Here is a 23,965-nt window from a genome sequence, read left to right on the forward strand (position 1 = left end):
GGGGCCACTCGTGGTCCAGATTTATTCGGTGGCGCATCTTGGTTTTTGTAGATACATAAACTATATTGAGGATGCAGGGTGCGCTCATGATGATCGTCTGGGACGAGCCAAAGCGGTTGGTCAATCTGGCCAAGCATGGGCTCGACTTTTCCGACTTGGACGAGGCTTTCTTCCTGTCCTCGTTGGTCGTTCCGGCGAAGGAAAACCGTCATATGGCGATCGGACGGCTTGCTGATGGAACGATCGCAGTCGTCTTTGCTGTTCTGGGAAGCGAGGGCGTTTCAGTGATCTCGATGCGCCCCGCAAGCCGGAGGGAAAGGGAACTGCTATGACCAAGAAGCCACTTAGTGAAGCCAAGGTGCAAGCTATGATCGCCAGCGATCCCGATGCTCCGGAGGCAACGGATGCACAGCTCGCGCAGGCAAAGCCCTTCACCGAAGCATTCCCGGCGCTTGCCGAGAAAATGCGCAAGAGTGCAGGCGGGCGTCCGAAGGCGGCGAACCCGAAGGTCGCGGTCTCCTTGCGCCTGGATCCTGAAGTCGTGGCGCGCTTCAAGGCAGAGGGCCCCGGGTGGCAGACGCGGATGAACGAGGCATTGCGACACGCTGCCGGGCTTAGCTGAGCGTTTATGCGGCGCCATGGGCATCTTGCATGCCCTGCGGGCCGGGACATACCAAAGTCCGCGGGTGTCTATGCGGGCAGTTCTTTGCCAGCGTAGGTGCGATGTGGACCAACAAGGAAAAGGTCGAGCTCTCCGGGGTCGGTAATCGGGAAATTCCGGGTGCCGACGGCCGCCGCGGTGTCGCGGATGTTGTCGCCTTGGGCAATCCCGATCCGACGATCCCGGCGCTTGCAAGGCGTAAAGCTGCGACAAGCAAAATCGACAGGCATCGTCACTTTGGCCCAGTCTCTTGCCTCGCATCGACGCGTTCACAGCCCTCGGGCGCGGTGTCCGAGGCCCCGCGTTCAAGAAAGTACTGTCGGGCCTTATCGCTGAGCCCGTACCGGCTGATGTATTCCGCGAGCACGTCGCTCAAGGAGACTGCATTTTCCATTGTGTGTGTCCTCCGTTTCAGCTCAGCGTGCCGCAGAAGGATGAAAGGAGCGTTAATTGCCCGGTAGATGTCGCGGCATTTTTGGGCCGCGACTGGCGAGGCAGCCAAAGATCACTCTTTTCAGCGTGCGCATCTGAGCAGCGCGGCGCTGTTGAACCGGCGCGACCGTCAATGTGGAGATAGTAGCTGGATGCGGGAGTGCGGCGACCCCAAGGGAGGAGGAGAGGGGCCGCCGCTGAAATGCAAGGCTCAGGGAGGAGGAGAGAGCCCGGCAAATTCCGCCAGCACTGTGCCGTGCTGTGACGTCTAGATAGGAATTGCTGCGGCGCAGCGCAAGCTTCCCTGGCGCAAACCTGTCCTGCGCCAGATGCATGGGACGCTCGGCGCCGAAGTTACCGGCATGGCCCGGGCTTTCGCGGCGTGCACGAAACCTTGCGTACCGGCCCCGCTCGCGATCAGCCTGTCTGTTCGGAGCGCGGACGCGGACCCGGGTGACGGGTATGCGGCATACGCATGCTGCTTCTTATTGAGAGGCTTTCATTTCGCCCATAGATAGGGCGCAGGGTTCGGATTTGAGCTGAAAAGCTCATCTTTCCCTACCTCCCTGTTGGACTTCGGCCGAGCTTGTCTCGGCCATTTTTTTGTCTGCAGGCTTTTTCCTGCGGCGATCTCAGCGGTGCCGCAGCGCCTGCCGCGCCAGCGCCGCGATCAGGTCCGTGCGCGTGACGATGCCGACAATGCGTCCGCGCTCGAGCACCGGGATGGCATCGACGTCCCCATCCGCCATCATCGGCAGCAGCGCGGCGACAGGGGAAGCGCGCGTCGCGCGCGGGCCGGCGACCTTCATGATGTCCGAGGCGGTCACCGGCGTCTCGCGGCCTAGATCGACGAGCCGCCGGAAGGCGGGCAGGAAGCCCCGCTCAAGCCGCTGCGCATCCTCGCGGGCGCGGGTGATCAGGTGGATCTGGAAAATCACCCCGAGAAACCTCTGCCCCGGCCCGACCACCGGCAGCGAAGCGAACCGATGCCGGCGGAACAGCTCGGCGACCTCGGAAAGGGTGGTGTCGCCGCCGACGGTGACCAGATCGCGCGACATGATGTCTTCTGCCGTGAGTGGGCCTGCATGGTGGCTCGCGGCTTGCAATTCGGCGGCGCCGATGAGCCGGGCCAGATCCTCGACCCCGAGGTTGAACGACTGCCGGTAACGCTCCAGCAGCCCGGAGAGCTCGGCTTCGGAGAGACCGAGACGCTCGGAGGGGGCACGGTCCTCGGTGCCGTGCTGGCCGGGGGCGTCGAACTGCCGGAGCGGGTAGTGCCGCCCGGTCAGCCGGGCGTAGAGCGCGGCGAGGACGACCAGCGCGGTGGTGCCCGCGGCGATGGGGGTCAGGGCGAACCAGAAGCCGAGATGGTCGATGGCCTCGGGGCTCATGGCGGCGGTCATCGCCACCGCTCCCGCCGGCGGATGCACCGCGCGGCAGACGATCGTCGCGGTGATCGCCAGCCCGACGGCAAGCGCGATGCGCAGCGCCGGATCGGCGACCAGCAGGCAGGTGGCAACGCCCACCAGCGCCGCGGCGGTATTGCCGACGATGGCGGACCAGGGCTGGGCGAGAGGGCTGTTGGGCACCGCGAAGAGCAGCACCGAGGTCGCGCCGAAGGGCGCGACGAGATAGAGCCCGAGGCTCAGGTCGACCTGCGGCGAGAGTAGGAAGAGCCCGGTGACGCCGAGGCCGAGCAGCGCGCCGAAACCGGCGCGGAGCGCCTCGCCGAGGGAAACTCGCGCCACGGCCGGCCCGAGGGAGCGGAGAATGTGCATGGGGGACTGCCTTCTGTGCCTGCCGCGCAAAAATTCAGCATTCTGCGAAAAGTTCAACCGTAGGCCTGCGCGAAGAAGACGATGGTGGTGACCAGCCCGACGGTGACGATGAAGGTCCGCAGCAACGACAGGTCCTGCACCCTGCGGGCCATATGCGCCCCGACGTAGCCGCCCGCGGCGCAGCCAAGACCGGTGACGACCAGCGCGCTCCACTCGATCAGCCCGGCAAGGCTGTAGGTGACGACCGAGACAGCCGACAGCACCAGCGAGGCCAGCGTCTTCAGCCCGTTCATCCGGTGCAGGTCGCTCATGCCGATGAGTTCGAAGGCGGCCAGCAGCAGGATCCCGAGCCCGCCGTTGAAATAGCCGCCGTAGATCGAGACGAGCAGCAGCAGCGTCAGCGAGACGGCATCGGGCAGGCGGCGGCCCGAGGCGAGCAGCCCGCGCAGCAGCGCGGGACCGGTGGCAAAGGCCAGCGTGGCGATCAGCAGTAGCCAGGGAATGACGCCGGAAAACAGGTCCTCGGGGGTGACCAGCAGCAGCAGCGCGCCAAGGATCCCGCCAAGCATGGCGGTGACGACGAGCGCGCCCAGGCTCGGCCCATCGCCTGTCTGGGTGTCGCGGCGATAGGCCCAGCTGCTTCCGGCATAGCCGGGCAGCGCGGCGAAAGTGGCGGTGGCATTGGCCATGATCGGCGGCACGCCGACCCAGACCAGCGCGGGAAAGGTCAGGAATGTGCCTCCGCCGGCGATGGCGTTGAGTGCCCCGGCGCCGAAACCGGCAAGGGCAAGGATGGTCGTGGTCAGCATCTGGGTCCTCCTCGAGAGGCGCGCGGTGTTGCATGGCATGGCATTGGTCTGCAAATTGGTCTGGGTTTGGCCCGGAGCGGGAGGCGCGGCATGACATCGAAGCGGGGGCAGGTGGTCCTGTCGGATCTGCGCGGGCTGGTGGCCGATCTGGCCACCAAGGTCGGCGCGCGCCTGCCCGCGGAGCGCGCGCTTGCGCGTCAGCTCGGCTGCAGCCGCGAGACGCTGCGCGCCGCCCTGCAGGTCCTCGAGCACGAGGGGGAGATCTGGCGGCATGTCGGGCAGGGCACTTTCTGCGGTCCGCGGCCACTCGGCCATCCGATCCGCGAGCAGATCCTCGTACAGGGCGCCTCGCCGATGCAGCTCATGCAGGCGCGGCAGACCATCGAGCCTTCGGTGGCCGCCGAGGCGGCGCGGCTCGCTACTGCAGAGCAGGCAGCCTATCTGGCGGACCTGGCGCGGCGTGGCCGCAGCGCGCGTACGCGGCCGGAGAGCGAGCAGCTCGACGCGGCCTTCCATCGGGGCATCGCCGAGGTGACGGGCAACCCGATCCTGCTGGGACTGCTTGATTTTCTTGCGGGGGTGCGGCGTCACGCGGCCTGGCAGTGCGAGTGGGAGCTGACCTATCGCAGGCTCGGCGTCAGCGCGTTCACCGAGCGCCACAGCGCCCAGCACGAGGCCATTGCGTCGGCGATCTCGGAGCGCGACCTGGAGCGCGCGGCGGCGGCGATGCGGGCGCATCTCGAGACCATCTCGGAGGCGATGCGCGGGGCCGGGCTGCCGGGGGCGGGAGCGCGGGACGCGGCGCCGCGCGCATGATCGGCAAGGCGGCGCCGGTCCGCGGAAACGATCGGACACGAGTGCGCCAGACCCCCTTGAGCCGGGTCCCCCGGTGCCGCAGGCTGGCCGCGATTGCCACGAGAGGAGGACACCCTGATGGTCGATTTCGCCCGGACTGTCGTGCTGCTTGCCGCGCTTGCCGGCGTTGCCGCCTGCGCCGAGGGCCCGCAGATTTAACCGCTGACCAAGGGCTTTGTCGAGGGCAGCTTTTCCGCGAGCGACGCGGCCGTGGGGGCATGCCGGGCCAAGCTGGCGGCGGAAACCTCGGGCAGGCTGAAGGTCGTTGGATCGCAGTCCTCGGGCGCGAGAAGCTCGGTCTACATGCGGATCGGTCCGAGCGGCGCCCCCTGGCGCTGCCAGGTGGGGTCTGATGGCAGCAACCCGACCGTCGGCTTCATGGGCTACGGCGGGATGGGCTGAATTCGAAGGCAAACCTCAATCGAGTGGCGCCTATGCGGTTTCGGGGCGGGGTAGTGCGACATTCAGTCGGTGGTGGGGCCTGACCAAACGTCTGTTCAGCGCAGGAAGCCGACATAGCGAAGGGACGACCAGTGATCGCCCCTCATGACCTGACCGGCCCACACCGGCCGTTGGCCAGGATCACGATTGCCGCAGCGCAGCTTCCCCATACCGGACCTCCATGGCATCAAACAGCAGGATCGGATGGGCGAAGGTCCGCAGTGCGGACATCGCCGATCTTCGAGCCGATCTCGCCGAAACGCCTTGAAGCGCATCTGGATTAACTGACTTGCCGCCGGCCCCGCAAGATCAAAATCGCCAGCGCGGCGAGGGCAAGGGCCGACAAACCAAGTGCCACGACCAAAGCGAGGTCGTAGCCAGAGAGGCGCCAAAGCAAGGCGGCCGCCTGAGGGGCGATGGCTCCGGCGATCAGGAACAGCACCGCCATGAACCCAGCGATCATGCCAAAACCGCGACGGCCGAGGACCTCTGCCATCACGACCGGCTTCAGGATGCTGATGACGCCAAAGCTTGCCCCGAAAAGAAGCGCAAAGGCAAAGCCAGCTTGCGGCATGGCAGGCACTATGAACAACAAAACGGCGATTGCGCATGTCACACCGACAAAAGACATCGCGGCCACCGTCACGCCTGTCACCCGGTGCCCCGCCGCCATCATCGCAAGACGGCCTACAACCTGCATCGGTCCAAATAGCGAGGCCGCCAGCACCGCCTGTCCAAGGGTGAGCCCGCGATCGGTCAGGATCGGCATGACATGGGTTATGATCATCGCATAAGCGAGGCCGATCAGCGAAAATGCCAGCAGGATCAGCCAAAATTCCGGTCGGGCACGTGCGGCAACAAAGGCGGCGCGATCCCCCGCTTTGCGCTCGGTCGACTGCTCGTCCTCAGGGCAGCACTCCAGCATCGTGGCCCCGGCGAACATGGCGGGCAGCCCGACCAAGGCCACCGCCCCGGCAAAGCACAGCACCGCTCCGCGCCAGCCCAGGGCCTCTGCCAGGAAGGCCCCCGCCGGATAGGCAAGGGTCGAGGCAAAGCCCGCCACAAGGGTGATCCGCGTGATGCCTCTGCGCGCGCGATCATGGGCGGTGCGGGTCACGAAAGCAAAGCAGGGCTCATAAAGGCACAGCCCCTCGGCCACGCCAAGACCCAGCCACGCGAGGAAAAAGACCGGGTAGCTTTGTGACCCGGCCAGCAGCAGCAGCGACAGGGTGCCAATCACCAGCCCGCCAGTCAGCAGCCAGCGGCCCCGGCCCGCGTCGATCATGCGCCCGGCAAATGGCGACACCACGGCCGCCGTCAGCGTGGCGCACATGAAGGCGAAGGCCAGCCAGCCCTTCCCGTAGGGCAAGGCCTGCTCCCAGGCCAGAAGCAGCGCCGCAAAGATATAGAAGAAAGCGCCGTATCCAACTGTCTGAGCCACGCCCAGCAGCCAGAACGCCAACCTTTCCGCCCGTTCAGGTTGGGCCAGGGAAAAACGATGCGGGTCCAGTCCAATCACTGCCAGGGCCCGATCAATCCCCGCCGCCAAGCCGGTCATCACACGGCCTTGGTCTGATTGACCCGGGCCGAGAGCGTCGCGTGGTCCTCGACCCGTTCGGAATAGCGGTCCACCAGATGGTCGCGGATGTCGCGGGTCAGGAGGGTGAACCTGACCAGCTCCTCCATCACGTCGACGATGCGGTTGTAATAGGGCGAGGGCTTCATCCGGCCGTCCTCGTCGAACTCGTTCCAGGCCTTGGGCACTGATGACTGGTTGGGAATGGTCAGCAGCCGCATCCAGCGCCCGAGGATGCGCAGCTGGTTGACCGTGTTGAACGATTGCGAGCCGCCGCAGACCTGCATCACCGCCAGCGTCTTGCCCTGCGTCGGACGCACCGAGCCGAGCGACAGCGGGATCCAGTCGATCTGGCTCTTCATGATGCCGGTCATCGCGCCATGGCGTTCGGGCGAGGACCAGACCATGCCCTCGCACCAGCTTACCAGGTTGCGCAGCTCGGCCACCTTGGGGTGATCGGTCGGGGCGCTGTCGGGCGCGGGCAGCTCGCGCGGATCGAAGATCTGCACCTCGGCGCCGAAACGGGTCAGGATGCGGGCGGCCTCTTCGGCGGCAAACCGCGAGAAACTGCGTTCGCGGAGGGAGCCATAAAGGATAAGGATGCGCGGGGCGTGGGTGCTGCGCGTCGTGTTGAAGAGTGCGTCCGCGTCGATCGGCACGAAAGCGGCATCGGTGATCTGGGGTGTATCGCTCATGAGCGGTTTCCGGTTTCGTCAATCACCAACTGGCCATCTTCCTTGTATAGCGGGCCGGGTGGCAGTCGGTCGAGCAGGTCGAAAACGGCCTCAGAAGGGCGGCACAAGCGCACGCCTTTGGGCGTGCAGACGATGGGCCGGTTCACCAGAATCGGATGTTCCAACATCGCGTTCAGGATCGTCTCGTCCGAAATACCGTCTGCCAAAAGCCCCATCTCATGCGCCGGGGATTTCGTTTCGCGCAGCGCCGCGCGCGGGGTCAGATCGGCGGCGGCAAACAGCGCCAGAAGCTGCGGGCGGGTCCAGCCTTCGGCCAGGTAGTCGATGACGACCGGTTCCACCCCGGCGGCGCGAATGAAGGTCAGCACGTTGCGCGAGGTGCCGCAGTCGGGATTGTGATGAATGACGATCATGGCTCAGGCTCCGTCTGCGACTTCGGGAAACCGCGCCCGGGTGCGATTGGCGAAAGCGACCAGCGACAACATCACCGGCACCTCGACCAGCACCCCCACCACCGTGGCCAGCGCCGCGCCGGAATTCAGGCCGAAAAGGCTGATCGCTACGGCCACCGCGAGTTCAAAGAAGTTCGAGGTGCCGATCATGGCGCAGGGCGCGGCGATCCGGTGCGGCACCTTCAGCAGGTAGGCCGCGCCGTAGGCCAGGGCGAAGATCCCGTAGCTCTGAATCAGGATCGGCACCGCGATCAGCGCGATGATGCCCGGGCGCGACAGGATTGTGTCGCCCTGCAGGCCGAAGAGGATGGCGACCGTGGCGATCAGCCCGATCATCGACAACGGCTTGATCCGCGCGGTAAAGGCACCGATGGCGGCCTCGGATCCTGAACGCGCGACGGGTGATCAGGCCCGCAACGAGCGGCAGAACCACGTAGAGCACCGTCGCGAGGACCAGCGTGCTCCAGGGCACCACGATCTCGGTCACGCCAAGCAGCAGGGCGACGATAGGCGCGAAGGCTACCACCATGATCAGGTCGTTCACCGACACCTGCACCAGTGTGTAAGTCGCATCGCCCCGGGTCAGCTGGCTCCAGACAAACACCATCGCGGTGCAGGGCGCGGCCCCCAGCAGGATCAACCCGGCGATATACTGCGCCGCATCTTCGGGCGCGATCCAGGGCGCGAAGATATGTTCAAAGAACAGCACCGCCAAAAAGGCCATGGTGAAAGGCTTGATCAGCCAGTTTACGACAAGCGTCACCAGCAACCCCTTCGGCTGCCGTGCCACCCCGGCAACTGCGCCGAAATCGACGCTGACCATCATCGGGTAGACCATCGCCCAGATCAGCACGGCGACGACAAGATTGATCGACGCCACCTCGGCCGCGGCAATGGCATCGACCAACTCCGGCGCCACGGTGCCGATGGCGATACCGGCCACCATGGCGATGGCCACCCAAAGGGTCAGAAGGCGTTCAAAGCGGCCCATCGGGGCGGCGGTGTCGGACATGGTCAAACTCCGGTCTGTCATCAATCTGTCATTTCGCCTATTTACGAATTGAGCGATAGGTAAGTCAGCACAGGCTGGCTGGTCAATACGCTTAATTTCGCGTAATGACGAAATATGGACCAGCCTTCCGCCATTGACGCTTTCAGCGCCCTCGCCCATGACACCCGGCTCGAGATCTTTCGGCTGCTGGTGCAGCGCGGGCCCGAGGGAACACCGGCGATGGAAGTGGGGCGGCTGCTGGACATCAAGCCATCGACCCTGTCGGGGCATCTGGCGACCCTGAAACGCGCCGGGTTGGTCAGCACCGAACGCCAGCACCGGGAAATCCAGTATGCGCCACGTCTTGACGCGGTGAATGGTCTGGTGCGGTTCCTGCTCGAGGATTGCTGCGGCGGCGATCAAAGCGCCTGCGCGGGCATCGGCCTGCCGGACTAAGGCCGATGCCAGGGGTGCGCGGGGCACCTTGAGGCGATTGCGTCAGATGATCGCGCGGCGGACCGCGGCCGAGATCCATTCGCTGACCACGACGGTCGCGAGGATCAGCAGAAGGATCACCGTCACCTGGTCCCATGCCAGCACCGCCATCGACGCGTTCAGCTTCAGGCCGATGCCGCCCGCGCCGACAAGGCCGAGGATGGTGCTTTCCCGGATGTTGATGTCCCACCGGAACACCGAGATTCCCCACAGCGCGGGCATGACCTGCGGGACAACGCCATAGGTCAGAACCTGGCCCGGGCCCGCGCCGGTGGCCCGGATCGCCTCGACCTGCTTGGGGTCGGTCTCCTCGATCGCCTCGTAAAGCAGCTTTCCGACAAACCCGATGGATCGCAGCGCAATCGCGATGATGCCCGCCAGAAGGCCCGGCCCGATGATCGTGACCAGCAGCAGCGCCCAGATCAGCGAGTTGATCGACCGCGATGCGACGATGATGAACAGCGCGACGGGCCGCAGGAAGGCCGCCGACGGCGTGGTATTGCGGGCCGCCAGCAAGGCCACGGGCAACGCAAGGACTACCCCGCCGACCGTGCCGAGGGTTGCGATGTTCAGCGTATCCCACAGGGGCCGCGTCAACTCTGGCAGATAACCCCATTCAGGGGGCAGCATCCGCCCGCCGATGTCGCCGGCCTGACGTGGGGCGTCCCAGACAAAGGCCCAAATGGTGGTTTCCGTCATAACCTGCCAGCACCAGACGAACAGCGCGACAAGGCCAAGCCAGCCTGCCCAGATCGCCAGTCGCGTCGCTCTGCTGCGATAGGACCACTCGGCCGGTATGGTGAAGGTATCGCTCATTGCAGGAACTTTCTGAGATAGCTGGAGCTGTATTCCGCCACCATCACGATGGCGATCACGATCAGCAGGATGGCTCCGGCGCTGTCGTATTCATAACGGTCGATGGCGGTGTTCAGCGTCGCCCCGATCCCGCCCGCACCGACGATGCCGATCACGGCGCTTTCGCGGAAATTGATGTCGAGCCGATACAGCGACAGGCCGATGAGACGCGGCATCACCTGCGGCTGGATGGCGTAGTTCAAGAGCTGGAACCAGCTTGCACCGGTGGCGCGGATCGCCTCGGCCTGGGTCTCGTCGATTTCTTCGATGTCGTCGGCCAGCAGCTTGGCGATGAAGCCAATGGTGGCAAAGGTTAGGGTCAGGAAACCGGCGAAGGGTCCAAAACCGAACATCGCAACAAGAAAGATGGCAACGATCACTTCCTGCAACGAGCGGCTGACCGCAATGATCGCGCGGCAGACCAGATAGACAGGGCGCGGCACAAGGTTGCGCGCCGCGCCGATGCCGATAGGGACCGAGAGTAGCACGCCAACGACTGTTGAGGTCAGCGTCATGGTCAGGCTTTCCACCAGACCTTGGCTAATGTCGCGCCAGCGGCTTGAGAAGTCCGGTTGAAGGAACCCCATGACGAACCGCTGGCCGCGTTCGAGTCCTTCGGAGACACGCTGCCAGTTGATGTCAATGCTGCTGAAGGCCAGCACGAGATAGACCAGTACCCCGATTTGCAACGCGATGCGCCACCGTCGGTTGGTGATGATCTGCGGCGGGCGCCGCCATGTGGTGGGATATTGGCCGCTCATGCGGAGACCTCGGCAAGCTGGCGCATCGCATCGCTTTCGGCTTCGGCTTGTTCGGTGTCGTTCTTGCGCATGGCGTCCCAATCCTCGGCCCCGTAGATTTGGGTCAGGGCGTCTTCGGTCAGGGCTTCGGGGGAATTGTCAAAGACAACCTGCCCCGCGCGCAGGCCGACAATGCGCTGCATGAATTGCCGCGCGAGCGGTACGTCGTGGATGTTGACGATGGCGGGGAGGTCCCGTTCTTCGCAGATTTCTGTCAGCAGGCGCATGATCTGGCGGCTGGTTTTGGGATCAAGGCTGGCGGTGGGTTCGTCCACCAGCAGCAGGTCTGGGTCCTGCGCAAGCGCGCGGGCGATGCCGACGCGCTGCCGCTGACCGCCAGACAGCGCATCAGCGCGCTTGTTGGCATGCTGAAGCAGGCCGACACGGTCAAGAAGCTGATATGCGCGCTGGATGTCCGCGGCGTCGAACCGGCGCAGGAAACTGCGCCAGAAGGGCACATAGCCCAGCCGGCCGGAGAGAACGTTTTCCATCACGGTCAGTCGCTCGACCAGCGCATATTCCTGAAAGATCATGCCGATCCGGCGACGCTGCGTCCGCAGGTCGCGCCGCCCAAGCGTCACGAGATTGTCACCGCCCAGCAGGATCTCGCCCGAACTGGGCTCGACCAGCCGGTTGATGCAACGGATCAAGGTGGACTTCCCGGCCCCGGACGGGCCGATCAGCCCGATGATCTGACCCTTGGGCACCTGCAGGGACACATCGGTCAAGGCGGCGTCGCCGGTTCGGTAGGTCTTGGACAGGGATTTGAGTTCGAGCATGGGCAGGTCTTTCAGAAGAAAGTCAGGCGGGACGATTCCCGCCTGACACTTGGTGCGACACAGGTTGGGCTAGCGTTATTGGCAGTCGTAGGCGACGCCGTTGGCTTCATCGATCTTGCGGATGACCGACCAGTCGTCCTGAAACGAGATTTCGATGAACTGCGCTTCGCCGTTCTTGCCAAATTCCTCTTCCAGCCCGGTGCCGGACCAGTCGAAGGAGAAGAACGCCTCGCGGATGCTGTCCTGCAGCTCCGGCGTCAGGTTGTGGGCCACGCCGTAGCCCGTCGTCGGGAAGGTCTGCGAGGTGTAGATGACCTTCAACTGGTCTTCGGACACCACCTCGCGTTCGATCATGCGGCCCTTGACCGAATTCGCGATCGCCGCCGCCGGGTAGTCCTTGTTGGCAACGCCGAGGATCGAGTTGTCGTGCTTGCCCGAGAATGCCGGTTCAAAGTCGCGGCCCGCTTCCATGTCGAAATCGGCCTTCAGGATCGCGGACGGCGCCTTGAAGCCCGAGTTCGACGTTTCCGAGGTAAAGGCCATCTGGCCGCCCTTGATGTCTTCGACCGTTGCAATGCCCGACTCGGGGTGGGTGATAATCTCCATCTCGTAGCCGAAGGAGCCGTCTTCGGCGGCCATCATTGCGAAGGGGCGGAAGCCCGCACAGGCCACGGCGAGCGGGTTGGAACCGGTGTTGAATCCGGCCACATGCAGACGACCGGCGCGCATCGCCTCGATCTGGGCTGCATTGGACTGGACCGGGAAGAACTGCACCTCCTTGCCTGTCACCTCGGCCATGTGATCCAGAAACTCGGACCAGACATCTGCATAGACGGCCGGGTCTTCGACCGGCGTATAGGCAAAGATCAGCGTCGAGGGGTCGATCTGATCGGCCGCGTCCGCGGGGATGTCTGCGACGAGATCTCCGTCGGCATCGGTAAAGCGTTCGCCAAGCTTGAATTCTGCATGCGCCTGGGCGGCAAAGACCATGGCGAGGGCGACGCCGGTAACAGTTCTGGGAAGAAAGGACATGATGTCTCCATTGGGTATGCGGACGATGCCGCTTGGGCAGAACGATAGTCGCGGCTCGGCTGGGTGCGGGAGCAAGTTCCGCGGCGACCGCATAAGTTTCGATAATTCATAAAACTATATTGGCGCAATACTCACTGCCACAGATCGCGACAGGAATGCCCACTTTTCACAAAAGCTTCATGTATTTCGGCCGTGGCTGCGTTCTTTCGGCTTTGTACCATTCACACCTTGGTAGCCTGCCACGTCGGCTCGCAAGAGCCGCGCGGACACTTCCTTTCTCAATGATTTAATATTTCATGAATATACAAATTTGTTACATACTCATCATAGCAGGACCCGGAGCTTACCCATTTCTGACAGGAGGAACTCTGCTCATGCGTACTGCCACCCTCACCGCCGTCGCACTTGTTCTGCCGGGCTTCGCCATTGCCCAGGACGCCGTTCAGGTCGACGGCTCGTCGACAGTCTTCCCGGTCTCCGAGGCCTTTGCCGAAGAATACCAGATCGCGACGGGCAACCGCGTTGTGGTCGGCGTGTCCGGCACTGGCGGCGGCTTCAAGAAATTCTGCCGTGGCGAGACGAGCTTTTCCGGTGCCTCGCGTCCGATCAAGACCGAAGAGGCCGAGCTTTGCGCCGAGAACGGCATCGAGTTCCTTGAGATGCCTGTTGCGATGGATGCGCTTGCTGTCATCGTTCACCCTGACAATCCGCTCAACTGCATGACCGTCGAAGAGCTGAAGACAGCTTATGAAACCGAAGCGCAGGGCAAGATCGACAACTGGAACCAGCTGAACCCGGAATACCCGGATCAAACACTGACACTGTTCGGCGCGGGGACCGATTCTGGCACCTATGACTACTTCACCTTTGCCATCATCGGTGAAGAGGGCGCGTCGCGCGGCGATTTCACCGCGACCGAAGACGACAACATCACCATCCAGGGTGTGTCGACGGACCCGGACGCAATCGGCTTTCTTGGACTTGCATATGTCGAGGAAAATCGTGGCCGCGTGAAGCCGCTGGAGATCTCCTATAACGGTGGCGAATGTGTTGCGCCTTCGACTGAGAACGCCGCCTCCGGCACTTATCAGCCCCTGACACGTCCGCTGTTCATGTATGTCAACAAGGCGCACCTCGATGACGTGCCGAACGTCGAAGACTTTGCCAAGTTCTTCTTCGATCCCGCCCATGCTGTCGATCTTGTGGCCTCGACCGGCTACCTCGCGCTGCCCGAAGCGGCCTTTGTTGCCGCGGAAGAAAAGATCGCCGCGCGCAAGACCGGCTCTTTCTTTGACGGCGGTTCCAAGGTCGGCGTGACGCCCGACGACCTTCTGGCTGCAAACTAAACTTCGCGTAGCTGCGGCGGGCCGCCGGGTCCGCCGCAATTCTCTTCAAGACCGAATGAGGACGCCCGTGCCCCCATCCCCCATCCCCAGTTCTGCCGAGCTGATCCAGAGCGGTTTCGTCAGGCGCCGCAGGTGGATAGCGCGCGGCATGAAGACCTTCTTGTTTCTTTGTGCGGCGCTGTCCGTCTTTGTCACGACAGCCATCGTCTTTGTTCTGATCCGCGATTCCTGGGAGTTCTTTGCGAATATCCCACTGGCCGATTTCCTGTTCGGCACAATGTGGACGCCGGTCTTTGCCAACCCGCAATTCGGGGTGCTTCCGCTGCTGGCCGCAACGCTTCAGACCGCGGGTCTTGCGATGGTGATCGCGGTGCCCTTCGGACTGATCATGGCGATCTACCTGAGCGAATATGCGAAACCCGCGGTGCGCGAGACGATCAAGCCTGCGCTCGAGATGCTGGAAGCGGTTCCGACCGTGGTCTACGGCTACTTTGCCTTGCTGGTCATGACGCCGTTCCTGCAGCAGATCGTTCCGGGGCTTAAAGGTATCAACCTGCTGGTGCCCGGCATCATCCTTGGCATCATGATCCTACCCTACGTCGTGTCCGTAAGCGAAGATGCGATGCGAGCCGTGCCCAACAGCCTTCGTGAAGGCGGATATGGGCTTGGCATGGCAAAATGGCAGGTGGCCACCCGGATCGTCATTCCGGGCGCATTCTCCGGCATTACGGCGGCCTTTATCCTTGGCATGTCACGTGCAGTTGGCGAGACGATGGTCCTGGCTGTTGCTGCGGGGCAGAACCCTAATCTGACGTGGGATCCGCGCGAAGGCGCCGCCACCATCACGGCCTATATCGTGCAGATGAGCCTTGGCGATGTGGCCCATGGATCGATCGCCTACCAATCGATTTTTGCAGTGGGTCTGCTGCTGTTCGTCATCACTCTGCTGTTCAACATCATCGGCTTCTACCTGCGCCGAAAATTCCGCGAGGCGTATTGAGATGACACTGACAACCGAAGGCAGCCTCGGCGCTGCCGTGACCACCGATCAGACCGCTTTTGACGCCGTCCGCAAGGCCAAGCAGAAAGACATTCTCTTCGCCACCGGCGGGCTGATCGTAATGGCCATCGCCATGACCCTGTTGCTGACCTTGATCGGCGACCTGGTCATTCGTGGGGCCGCCCGCATCGATTACGGCTTTCTCACGAGCTACCCCTCGCGGCTGCCCGAACGGGCGGGCATTCTTTCTGCTTGGGTTGGCTCGCTGCTGGTGATGCTGGTGACCGCCTTCCTCGCCATTCCCATCGGCATCGGCGCGGGACTGTACCTTGAGGAGTATGCCCGCAAAGGCTGGTTATCGAACTTCATTGAAATCAACGTGTCCAACCTCGCCGGTGTGCCCTCGATCATCTACGGCCTGCTGGCACTGGGCCTGTTTGTCTATGGCTTCAGCCTCGGCAAGACGATCCTTGTCGCGGGCATGACGCTGGCCCTGCTGATCCTGCCCATCGTCATCGTTTCCACCCGCGAAGCGGTGCGGGCCATCCCCCGGATCATCAAGGAAGGCGCCTACGGGCTCGGCGCGGACCAATGGCAGGTGATGTGGAACTACATCATCCCCGCCGCTCGCCCCGGCATCCTAACCGGTGCCATCGTGGGCCTGTCCCGCGCAATTGGCGAAACCGCCCCGATCATCACCATCGGCGCATTAACCTTCATTGCCTTCCTGCCGCCCGCGCCAGTGACTGGAGACTTCCCCTTCATCTCCTTCGCCTGGCTGAACGACGGCTTCACCGTGTTGCCGATCCAGATGTTCAACTGGGTGTCCCGCCCGCAGGAAGGGTTCCACATCGCCGCCGCTGCCACCGGCGTGGTGCTCATCGCGCTGACTTTCTCGCTCAACGGCATTGCGATCTGGATCCGCTATCGGCTGCGCAAAGGCTATAGGAACTGACCCATGACAGATACAACCATGACACTTGGCCAGAAGACACGCCAGCAGGCAACTTCCGCGTCCAAAGAGACCGAGATGCCGCCAGCCATCCGGCCTGCGGACGAGCGTGACCCGCTGCGCGCCCGGATCGAGAACTTCAGTTTCTACTATTCGAACGGCTTTCAGGCGATCAAACACGTCGACATGCCGATCCTTGATCGCAAGATTACAGCGATCATCGGCCCGTCGGGCTGCGGCAAATCCACTTTGTTGCGCAGCCTGAACCGGATGCACGACCTTTATCCAGGTAATCGCTACGAAGGCAAAGTGATCCTTGAACCGGAGGGAGAGAACCTGATCGGCCCCAATGCCGACCCGGTGCTGGTGCGCCTGCGGGTGGGGATGGTGTTCCAGAAGCCGAACCCCTTTCCAAAGTCGATCTATGAGAACGTTGCGGCGGGCCTGAGGGTTCGCGGCATCAAAAAGCGCGCCGTGATCGACGAGGCGGTGGAAAGCGCCCTGCGCCGCGCAGCCATCTGGGATGAGGTGAAGGACAAGCTGCATGGCTCGGCCTATGACCTGTCTGGCGGTCAGCAACAGCGGTTGTGCATCGCGCGAGGCTTGGCCCCCAATCCCGAGATATTGCTGCTGGACGAGCCGACATCGGCGCTCGATCCCATCGCTACGGCAAAGGTCGAAGATCTGGTTCAAGAACTGTCGGAGACGGTGACTATCGTGATCGTCACCCACAACATGCAACAGGCGGCGCGGATCTCGCATCGCACGGCCTTCATGTATTTGGGTGAGGCGATCGAGTTCGGCGAGACCAATCAGATCTTCACCAACCCCCGCCACCCCCGCACCGAGAACTATATCACCGGTCGCTACGGGTAACGCACCATGGCCTCTCATTCCCACCTACTGAAGTCTTTCGATGACGGGCTTGTGGGTCTGCGTCGCAGTTTCCGGCACATGGGGGACATGGCTGCCGAAAATGTCACGCAGGCGACTGCCGCTTACCTCGCCCAAGACGAGGCGAGGGCTCTTGAGGCCATCAATCGCGACCTGGACATCGACGCTGCGTTCGAGCAATTGCGCGCCGAGTGTTTCGATGTGCTGCTGCGGTTCCAGCCGGTAGCGCGTGATCTGCGGCTGGTCATGGGGATCGAACACGCGGTCGGCAATCTCGAACGCGCGGGCGATCATGCGAAGACCATCGCCCGCCACGTGATCTCAGCCGCTGGCGCGGCGAAGCCACAAAGCCCGGACCGTCAGATCAAGGACATGGCCGACATCGTGTCACACACGCTTTCTCTCAGCGTGACGGCACTGGTCACACAATCGCCTGAGTTGGCCAAGCAGGTGCTTGCCAGCGATGCCCGGATCGACGCCTACAAAGATGCGGTGTTCGATGCGGCGCTGACTTCACTCAAGAAGAACCCAGGACAAGCACAGGCTCACGTCAGCCGGTTGTTTGTGGCCACCGCGCTTGAACGGATCGGCGATCATGCCACCAACATCGCAGAAGAGGTTCTGTTCGTGTCGCGCGGTGTGCCCCCCGGTGCAACCAGAACCGGATGATGATCGGAATGAGTTGGACGCAAGCATTGATCGCCGCCGAACCAGTGTTGGAGTTCAATGACATCGTGCTTGAAATCGAATGTCTGCGCGTGTGGCGCGCCGGGGAACTGGTTCATCTTGGACCGATTGAGTTCGTCATGCTTGTTGCTCTTATCGAAGCGCCTGGCCACATCTGGACACGCGCGAAACTTGTCGAACGAGTTTGGGGCCGCGGTGCGCAAGTTGACAAGCGAACCGTCGATGTCCACGTGGCGCGGCTGCGCAAGGCGCTTCGCCAAACCAACAGGCAATATCCAATCCGAACGGTGCGTGGCGTCGGCTATACGGCGGGCTCAGGCTAAGCCTGGCTCTATTGCGGTTGTCGGACAAGTCTTCGAAGTGCTATTTGCTGAGCCTTGAACGAGCCGTGATGGCCCGCACGGGCAAGCCATCGTTCGGAAACTGCTTTAGAATTTGATCAGGCATGAGCGAAAATACTCAAATAGCGGCCTTGTCCGCGCTGGCTCACCCAGGGCGCATGGCCGTCTTTCGACTTTTAGCGCGGCGCATGCCGGATTCCGTCTCGGCCGGTGAAATGGTCGAAGCACTGTCGGTGAAAGCCAGCACACTTTCGGTTTACCTCAGCATTCTGACCCGCACAGGGCTTATTCAGCAAACCCGGCATGGGCGGTCTTTGCGCTACGGTATCGATCTCGCGCTGACTGGCTCTTTGATCGAATACCTCGTGAACGATTGCTGTCGGGGCCGTCCCGAACTTGTGTCCGGACTATCATCTTCGGGTAATCACAGTGATTTCGGTCGCGACGACAAGGTGTTCAATGTGCTCTTTGTGTGCACCGGAAACTCGACGCGATCTATTTTTGCCGAGGCCATACTGAATTCTGAAGGCGGGAAAAGGTTTCGGGCATTTTCAGCAGGCACTCGGCCCAGTGCGTCACTAAAACCTCTTGCCGAAGAAGTCTTACGACTCAATGGCCACGACGTGTCGCTATACTACCCCAAGAGTTACCATGCCTTTTATGAGGCCTCAGCTCCGCGCATGGATTTTGTCTTTACAGTTTGTGACCGTGCCGCCAACGAGGAATGCCCGCCGCTGATGGGTCAGCCTGTGACAGCCCATTGGGGCATGGCGGATCCAGGCAAGACCGAAGGCACCGCGGCTGAACGTGCTTTGGCATTCAAACTGTGCTTCGCAACAATGGAGCGCCGCCTGAAGGCCTTCTCGTCATTGCCGTTCTCTTCGCTCTCTCAGATCTCCTTGCAAAGAGAACTGGACTACATCGGGAAAATGCCGGAACAGGTAAGCTCAATCTGACACAGCGCTAAGTAGTCTTTAGTGGATTTTTCTGTCTGCATACGTTCCAGAAGCGCGATGTCAGGCGATCTGGCAACCGCCAAGCCTTGGCCAGCAAGCAAGCACACATTAACGGGGTCTGGTATACCACGCCTTAACAAACTCAAGAGCTGGAGCGTCGTCGCTGGTGACCTGCTCCCCGTAGGGTCCGCGTTCTTTAGTTCGCTCTGTTCAGGTTTTGGTCCTCTACTGACCGTTGGTGATACTCCCACGGGGTGAGCCCGTCGAGGCTCGTGTGGGGGCGGTGGTGGTTGTAGTCGTCGCGCCACGCCTCAATCAGGTCGCGGGCGTGGCGCAGATTGGCGAACAGGTGCTCATTGAGGCATTCGTCACGCAGCCGTCCATTGAAGCTCTCGACGAAGCCGTTCTGCATGGGCTTTCTTGGCGCGATGTAATGCCACTCGACCTTGCGATCCTCCTGCCATTTCAGGATGGCATTCGAGGTCAGCTCCGTGCCGTTGTCACTGACCACCATACATGGATAGCCGCGCACCCGAGCGATGCTGTCGAGCTCACGGCCAACGCGCTGCCCTGACAGCGATGTGTCCACGACCGCGGCCAGGCATTCCCGGCTGAAGTCGTCGATGACGCAGAGCACCCGGAAGCGGCGGCCATCCGAGAGACTGTCCGACACGAAGTCCAGCGACCAGCGCTGGTTCGGCCCCTGCGGGATCGCCATGGGCGCCCTGGTCCCCAAGGCCCGCTTGCGACCGCCCCGTTTACGGACTGTTAAGCCTTCTTCTCGGTAGATCCGGTAAAGCTTCTTCCAGTTCACCTTCCAGCCTTCGCGACCAAGAAGCAGGTGCAGTCGACGATAGCCGAAGCGCCGCCGTTCGCCGGACAACTCCTTCAACCTCTCTCGCAACTCGATATCTGCAGGCCTGGTTGATCCGCGCCGATAAACACGCGGGTCGATCCCGGCCAAGGCACAGGCCCGCCGCTGGTTGTAGCTCTTCTCTGTCATGGCCCAGTCCACAGCTTTCCGCCTTGCACCGGGCTTCAGAAGTTTTTTCCCAGCATCTCCTTGAGCGTGGCGACATCGAGCATCTGCTCTGCCAGCATCTTCTTCAGCTTCGCGTTCTCGGCCTCAAGCGCCTTCAGCCGCTTGGCATCCGACACCTCCATGCCGCCATACTTCGAGCGCCACTTGTAGAACGTGCCATCGCTGATGCCATGCTTCCGGCAGAGATCCTTGGCGCCTATCCCGGCTTGGTGCTCCTTCAGGATGCCAATGATCTGCTCTTCGCTGAAACGGCTTTTCCGCATCGTCTGTCTCCTCGTGTGGAGAACAGGCTAACCTCAAACCGCGGACTTTTCAGGGGAGCAGGTCACTGGAAACCCACATCGTCCAAGCTATCGAAAATAGCTCGGAGCGAAACTGGCCGCTCTTCAATGTCGGCTTTGGTGGGGACGAGCTGGTAGCAACGCAATCGCAGCGAACGTCCGCTCCCCGCCCTCTGTGCCGGCACCTGGCGTGATGCTGCGGCGAGCTCGGAGGGCAGCTCTAGGCTGGCACCTGCCGAATGGACTCGCAGCGAAGGTGCGGCACGGCGAGGGCAAGTCGGGCTCGGAGCCGTCCTGCGGTGCTGCAGCGGTCAGGGCAAGCCTCCACAACAGGGCACATGGCGTTACCGGCCCGGAACAGCCATGCGCTCTATCCTATCGAACGCGGCGTTCCTCAATCGGCGGCAAGAACCAAACGGCCAGTCCCGCCAGCGGCAGGAAGGCACAAAGCCGGTAAACCGCCTCAACCCCGTAGCTGTCCGCCAGCATGCCGAGCAGCGCCGCCGCGATCCCTCCGAGGCCGAAGTTCAGGCCGTAGAAGAGTCCGCCGATCAGCCCGATGCGGTTCGGCAGCAGGTCCATTGCGTAGATCAGGATCGAGGCAAAGGCGCTGGCCATGATCAGGTTGATCGCTATCGTCAGCACGCCGGTCCAGAACAGGTCGGCGTAAGGCAGGATTAGGGTCAGAGGCAGCGGTCCCAGCACCGAGATCCAGATGATCTGCCGCCGTCCGATTGCGTCGCCGACGATGCCTCCGATCAGCACGCCCACGGCCGCGGCCATGAGAAAGAGGAACAACATCATCTGCGAGGCGGGAATTGACAGGCCGAACTTCTCGATGAGATAGAAGGTGTAGAAGGACCGGAAGCTCTCGCCATAAGTGTTCTTGGTGAACATCAGGAAGGTGAGGACGAACAATCCCAAGGCGACCGTCGCGGCGCTCCGCTTCGATGCGGGGGCCTCGGCCTGCCTGCGGGCCGAGCGGTGGGTGAACTCTGCCCGGATCCGGTGCTGCTGGCTGCCGATCCAGGTCAGGAGCAGCATCGCGAGTAGCGCGAGCACCGCAAACCAAGCGAGGCTTGGCTGCCCCCAGGGCACGATGATCAGTGCGGCAAGGACCGGTCCCAGCGCGCCGCCCGCCTGACCTCCCACCTGGAAAATCCCCTGCGCCAGCCCCTGCCGGTCGCCCGCGGCATAGCGCGCCGTCCGGGTTGCCTCCGGGTGGAAGATCGAGGAGCCGATGCCGATCAGCGCGACCGCTACAAGGATCCCACCATAGCTTCCCGCGAAGGCGAGGCAGATCAGCCCCGACAGGGTGAAGGCCATGCCGACGACCGGCGAATAGGGCGCCGGATAGCGGTCGGTCACCATCCCCATGACCGGCTGCAGCAATGATCCGGCGATCTGGAAGGTCATCGTGATCAGCCCGATCTGCACGAAATCGAGGCCGTATGCCTCCTTCAGGATCGGATAGGCCGCCGGGATCAGCGACTGCATCAGGTCGTTCAGAAGATGCGTCGCGCCGAGCGCGGTGAGCACGACGAGGTGGGTGCGGGCGGGCGTAGTGGTGGTCAAGGCAATCACTTGGTGCTGGTTGCGGCGGAGTATGCCCCTAATGGCGGGCGCGACAAGGGTGTCGATGAAACGGCGGACTTGCGCAATGTTGCGATAAGGATGTCCTGGCCTCCGAAATCGTGTTCAGAAGATTGCAGAGTTTCAGAATGCAGTAGCGGGGGCGGAGCCGGTGTTCGAGAATTCGGCAATCAGGGATACCGCCGAGGTGCTGCAGGTAGACGAGATCAACCGTGTCGGCGGGCCTGAGGACTGGACTTGGGCCCCTGAGCGCAGCGACCAGTGGGGCATCGCCCCGCCGAAGACCGTGGCGTGCAAGACGGCACGGCTTGCGGTGCCGGTCCTCTGAGCATTTCTACAAGACGCCGACCCCACAGGAGTCCGGCAGTCTTGGCGCCAAGAGAGAGGTCCAACGAAATGGCGCTTATGCGAATCCGGCGCAGGATAGGTAGGTCGCCCGAGCATCCGTCCGCGGCGCGACAAGCCGGCCCTTGAGCCCGTGAGAAGCCCGATCTTGGGGACAACGGTGGACGCTTGCCGAAGAAGCTTTGGGCCGACGGGCTGGTTGCCCGTCGGAGCCGGGTGTGTCCTAGCTTTTGACCCTGCGCTCCAGATCTCGCTTCTGGAGACTGTCCGGAATTCTGTGCCCCGGCGTGGTAACTCTGAAATGAGGAGACCCACGTATGAGCATCGACAAAGACCTTCTGGACCAGCTGATGAAAGGCCGATCGGCCGGGGACCTTTTCGGCAAGGACGGCGTTCTCGCCGAGCTGACCAAGGCGCTGGCAGAGCGCGCCTTGAGTGCCGAGCTGGAAGAACATCTGACCGAGGAACGAGCTGACCCACCAGCGGAAGGGGCGTCTCAGGCTCCGAACCGGCGTAACGGTAGCAGCCAGAAAACGGTCACCACCGACAGCGGCAAGGTCGTGTTGGACATCCCTCGGGACCGCAACGGCAGCTTCGATCCCGTGCTGATCGCCAAGTACCAGCGCCGTTTCCCGGAGTTCGATACCAAGATCATTTCCATGTATGCGCGCGGGATGACGACCCGCGAAATCCAGGGACACATTGAGGAGATCTACGGCATCGAGGCCTCCCCGAGCTTGATATCGGCGATCACCGATGCGGTGATGGACGAGGTCACGGCTTGGCAGAACCGTCCGCTCGAGCCCTGCTATCCGGTGGTGTTCATGGACGCGATCCGGGTCAATATCCGCAGCGATGGCGCGGTCTCGAACAAGGCAGTCTTCGTCGCCCTGGCTATCCTCCCGCCCTCTCGTGACATTTGCTGTGCAAATGCACTGCCGGGTGGCAGACGGCACGAGGGACGTGCTGGGGCTATGGTTTCAGGCCAATGAGGGCGCCAAGTTCTGGGCCAAGGTTCTCAATGACCTGCGCAATCGCGGGGTGCAGGACATCCTGATCGCGGTCGTGGACGGCCTCAAGGGCTTCCCCCAGGCCATCGAGGCAGCCTTCCCACAAACCCAGGTTCAGACGTGCATCGTGCATCTTCTGCGCCATTCTATGAGCTTCGCCAGCTACAAGGACCGCAAGGCCGTGGCAGTGGCGCTGAAGGCGGTCTACTCCGCCGTCGACGCGGCAGCCGCCGAGGCCGCGCTGACCGACTTCGAGGAGAGCGATCTGGCCGCCCGCTACCCGGCAATCGCGCCGAGCTGGCGACGGGCCTGGACCGAGGTGATCCCGTTCCTCGACTATCCACCCGAGGTCCGCAGGCTGATCTATACGACGAATGCCGTAGAGGCGCTGAATTCGAAGATCCGCCGGGCCGTCCGCACACGGGGGCATTTCCCCAGCGACGAAGCGGCGGCGAAATTGATCTATCTGGCCCTGAATGCTACTTCTCAGGAGTGGAAGCGCTCGGTGCGCGAGTGGCACGCAGTGAAAAGCCAGCTCGCCATCATGTTCGAGGACCGCTTCCCAATGGCGTAATCCAACGCGCCGGGGCACAGAATTCCGGACAGTCTCCGCTTCTGCAACCGATAGCCCTTCGGGCCATTTCGCCAACTGGTGCCCCTCTCTCTGTGATCAATGCCTGGGGTCAATGCGATCCGCCGGCGCTGCGTCGAAACTCCACCTCAAGCCTACACCTCGATGGCCACCCGGGATCACACCGTCAGCGGCGTCGAAACTACACCAGTTCCTCGGGCACTAACGGGATTGCCCGAATGGATGAGGGCGCTGCTGAAAGTCCGATCGGGACGCCTAACCTGTGGGGATGCGGT

Annotated in this window: 24 protein-coding genes and 2 pseudogenes; 14 read left to right on the top strand and 12 right to left on the bottom strand. The window is 62.7% G+C overall.

Translation table 11 applies throughout. From position 1 onward, the window contains the following. Positions 1-86: 86 nt before the first annotated feature. Entirely contained in the window at positions 87-332 is a 246-nt protein-coding gene (locus ACXAD2_RS00105) for a BrnT family toxin (protein WP_475165318.1), read from the top strand. Then, positions 329-622, top strand: coding sequence for a BrnA antitoxin family protein (locus tag ACXAD2_RS00110; RefSeq protein WP_475165319.1), 294 nt, complete (start codon positions 329-331; stop codon positions 620-622). Before ACXAD2_RS00105 ends, ACXAD2_RS00110 begins: the two co-directional genes overlap by 4 nt. A 1,103-nt stretch (positions 623-1,725) precedes the next feature. On the opposite strand, the gene ACXAD2_RS00115 is transcribed toward ACXAD2_RS00110, so the two are convergent. Then, positions 1,726-2,871, bottom strand: a complete 1,146-nt coding sequence (locus tag ACXAD2_RS00115; RefSeq protein WP_475165320.1) for an HPP family protein — start codon at positions 2,869-2,871, stop codon at positions 1,726-1,728. A 53-nt stretch (positions 2,872-2,924) separates the two neighbouring features. Further along, complete coding sequence (locus ACXAD2_RS00120) at positions 2,925-3,680, bottom strand: sulfite exporter TauE/SafE family protein (RefSeq protein WP_475165322.1); 756 nt, start codon at positions 3,678-3,680, stop codon at positions 2,925-2,927. A 90-nt stretch (positions 3,681-3,770) separates the two neighbouring features. Between ACXAD2_RS00120 and ACXAD2_RS00125 the strand changes: the two genes are divergently transcribed. After that, positions 3,771-4,496 carry a FadR/GntR family transcriptional regulator gene (locus tag ACXAD2_RS00125; protein WP_475165324.1) on the top strand — a complete coding sequence of 242 codons (726 nt, stop codon included), beginning with the start codon at positions 3,771-3,773 and terminating at the stop codon, positions 4,494-4,496. A 249-nt stretch (positions 4,497-4,745) separates the two neighbouring features. Further along, positions 4,746-4,937: a hypothetical protein gene (locus ACXAD2_RS00130; protein ID WP_475165326.1), complete on the top strand. Its 192-nt coding sequence runs from the start codon at positions 4,746-4,748 to the stop codon at positions 4,935-4,937. Positions 4,938-5,256: 319 nt separating this feature from the next. Here ACXAD2_RS00130 and ACXAD2_RS00135 read toward each other — a convergent pair whose 3' ends face one another. The 4 genes and pseudogenes from ACXAD2_RS00135 to arsB all read right to left on the bottom strand — a co-directional run bounded on the left by ACXAD2_RS00135 (position 5,257) and on the right by arsB (position 8,690). Continuing rightward, entirely contained in the window at positions 5,257-6,534 is a 1,278-nt protein-coding gene (locus tag ACXAD2_RS00135) for an MFS transporter (RefSeq protein ID WP_475165328.1), read from the bottom strand. Further along, positions 6,534-7,247: an arsenical resistance protein ArsH gene (arsH, locus tag ACXAD2_RS00140; protein ID WP_475165329.1), complete on the bottom strand. Its 714-nt coding sequence runs from the start codon at positions 7,245-7,247 to the stop codon at positions 6,534-6,536. The genes ACXAD2_RS00135 and arsH overlap by 1 nt, the downstream gene beginning before the upstream one ends. Then, positions 7,244-7,660, bottom strand: a complete 417-nt coding sequence (locus ACXAD2_RS00145) for an arsenate reductase family protein (protein ID WP_475165330.1) — start codon at positions 7,658-7,660, stop codon at positions 7,244-7,246. Before ACXAD2_RS00145 ends, arsH begins: the two co-directional genes overlap by 4 nt. Before the next feature lie 3 nt (positions 7,661-7,663). Then, positions 7,664-8,690 (bottom strand): annotated as a pseudogene (gene arsB / locus ACXAD2_RS00150) (ACR3 family arsenite efflux transporter). 135 nt (positions 8,691-8,825) lie between these two features. On the opposite strand from arsB, the gene ACXAD2_RS00155 reads away from it, so the two are divergent. Then, positions 8,826-9,146 (top strand): ArsR/SmtB family transcription factor, encoded by a 321-nt coding sequence (locus ACXAD2_RS00155; RefSeq protein WP_475165333.1) that lies wholly within the window; start codon positions 8,826-8,828, stop codon positions 9,144-9,146. Between the two features lie 42 nt (positions 9,147-9,188). Here ACXAD2_RS00155 and phnE (ACXAD2_RS00160) read toward each other — a convergent pair whose 3' ends face one another. The 4 genes from phnE (ACXAD2_RS00160) to phnD all read right to left on the bottom strand — a co-directional run bounded on the left by phnE (ACXAD2_RS00160) (position 9,189) and on the right by phnD (position 12,609). Next, on the bottom strand, positions 9,189-10,001 hold the full coding sequence (gene phnE, locus ACXAD2_RS00160) for a phosphonate ABC transporter, permease protein PhnE (protein ID WP_475165334.1): 813 nt from the start codon (positions 9,999-10,001) through the stop codon (positions 9,189-9,191). Next, positions 9,998-10,801 carry a phosphonate ABC transporter, permease protein PhnE gene (phnE, locus tag ACXAD2_RS00165; protein ID WP_475165337.1) on the bottom strand — a complete coding sequence of 268 codons (804 nt, stop codon included), beginning with the start codon at positions 10,799-10,801 and terminating at the stop codon, positions 9,998-10,000. The genes phnE (ACXAD2_RS00160) and phnE (ACXAD2_RS00165) overlap by 4 nt, the downstream gene beginning before the upstream one ends. Continuing rightward, positions 10,798-11,619, bottom strand: coding sequence for a phosphonate ABC transporter ATP-binding protein (gene phnC / locus ACXAD2_RS00170; RefSeq protein WP_475165338.1), 822 nt, complete (start codon positions 11,617-11,619; stop codon positions 10,798-10,800). Before phnC ends, phnE (ACXAD2_RS00165) begins: the two co-directional genes overlap by 4 nt. Positions 11,620-11,694: 75 nt before the next feature. Beyond that, on the bottom strand, positions 11,695-12,609 hold the full coding sequence (phnD, locus tag ACXAD2_RS00175) for a phosphate/phosphite/phosphonate ABC transporter substrate-binding protein (protein ID WP_475166041.1): 915 nt from the start codon (positions 12,607-12,609) through the stop codon (positions 11,695-11,697). A 338-nt stretch (positions 12,610-12,947) separates the two neighbouring features. On the opposite strand from phnD, the gene ACXAD2_RS00180 reads away from it, so the two are divergent. From ACXAD2_RS00180 to ACXAD2_RS00210, 7 genes are all read left to right on the top strand, one after another. Then, entirely contained in the window at positions 12,948-13,997 is a 1,050-nt protein-coding gene (locus tag ACXAD2_RS00180; protein WP_475165339.1) for a PstS family phosphate ABC transporter substrate-binding protein, read from the top strand. Positions 13,998-14,145: 148 nt separating this feature from the next. Next, the gene (gene pstC / locus ACXAD2_RS00185; protein WP_475165340.1) at positions 14,146-14,997 is read left to right on the top strand and encodes a phosphate ABC transporter permease subunit PstC; all 852 of its coding nucleotides are present in this window, start codon (positions 14,146-14,148) and stop codon (positions 14,995-14,997) included. 37 nt (positions 14,998-15,034) lie between these two features. Further along, positions 15,035-15,952 carry a phosphate ABC transporter permease PstA gene (pstA, locus tag ACXAD2_RS00190; RefSeq protein ID WP_475165343.1) on the top strand — a complete coding sequence of 306 codons (918 nt, stop codon included), beginning with the start codon at positions 15,035-15,037 and terminating at the stop codon, positions 15,950-15,952. Positions 15,953-16,027: 75 nt separating this feature from the next. Then, positions 16,028-16,825, top strand: coding sequence for a phosphate ABC transporter ATP-binding protein PstB (pstB, locus tag ACXAD2_RS00195; RefSeq protein WP_475166043.1), 798 nt, complete (start codon positions 16,028-16,030; stop codon positions 16,823-16,825). A gap of 6 nt (positions 16,826-16,831) precedes the next feature. After that, complete coding sequence (phoU, locus tag ACXAD2_RS00200) at positions 16,832-17,512, top strand: phosphate signaling complex protein PhoU (protein WP_475165344.1); 681 nt, start codon at positions 16,832-16,834, stop codon at positions 17,510-17,512. Next, positions 17,509-17,853, top strand: a complete 345-nt coding sequence (locus ACXAD2_RS00205) for a winged helix-turn-helix domain-containing protein (RefSeq protein WP_475165346.1) — start codon at positions 17,509-17,511, stop codon at positions 17,851-17,853. The genes phoU and ACXAD2_RS00205 overlap by 4 nt, the downstream gene beginning before the upstream one ends. Positions 17,854-17,975: 122 nt before the next feature. Continuing rightward, on the top strand, positions 17,976-18,827 hold the full coding sequence (locus ACXAD2_RS00210) for an arsenate reductase/protein-tyrosine-phosphatase family protein (protein ID WP_475165347.1): 852 nt from the start codon (positions 17,976-17,978) through the stop codon (positions 18,825-18,827). 196 nt (positions 18,828-19,023) lie between these two features. On the opposite strand, the gene ACXAD2_RS00215 is transcribed toward ACXAD2_RS00210, so the two are convergent. Beyond that, positions 19,024-20,132 (bottom strand): IS3 family transposase gene (locus ACXAD2_RS00215; RefSeq protein WP_475165348.1). Its coding sequence is split into 2 segments (ribosomal slippage): positions 19,024-19,883 and positions 19,883-20,132, totalling 1,110 coding nucleotides; the frame shifts between segments, so codons are not numbered across the junction. 393 nt (positions 20,133-20,525) lie between these two features. After that, positions 20,526-21,725, bottom strand: a complete 1,200-nt coding sequence (locus ACXAD2_RS00220; protein ID WP_475165350.1) for an MFS transporter — start codon at positions 21,723-21,725, stop codon at positions 20,526-20,528. A gap of 205 nt (positions 21,726-21,930) precedes the next feature. On the opposite strand from ACXAD2_RS00220, the gene ACXAD2_RS00225 reads away from it, so the two are divergent. Continuing rightward, positions 21,931-22,071, top strand: a complete 141-nt coding sequence (locus ACXAD2_RS00225) for a hypothetical protein (RefSeq protein WP_475165351.1) — start codon at positions 21,931-21,933, stop codon at positions 22,069-22,071. A gap of 334 nt (positions 22,072-22,405) precedes the next feature. Continuing rightward, positions 22,406-23,672 (top strand): annotated as a pseudogene (locus ACXAD2_RS00230) (IS256 family transposase). The last annotated feature ends 293 nt before the right edge of the window (positions 23,673-23,965 follow it).

It is taken from the genome of Salipiger sp. ABN3_019, from assembly GCF_056158605.1.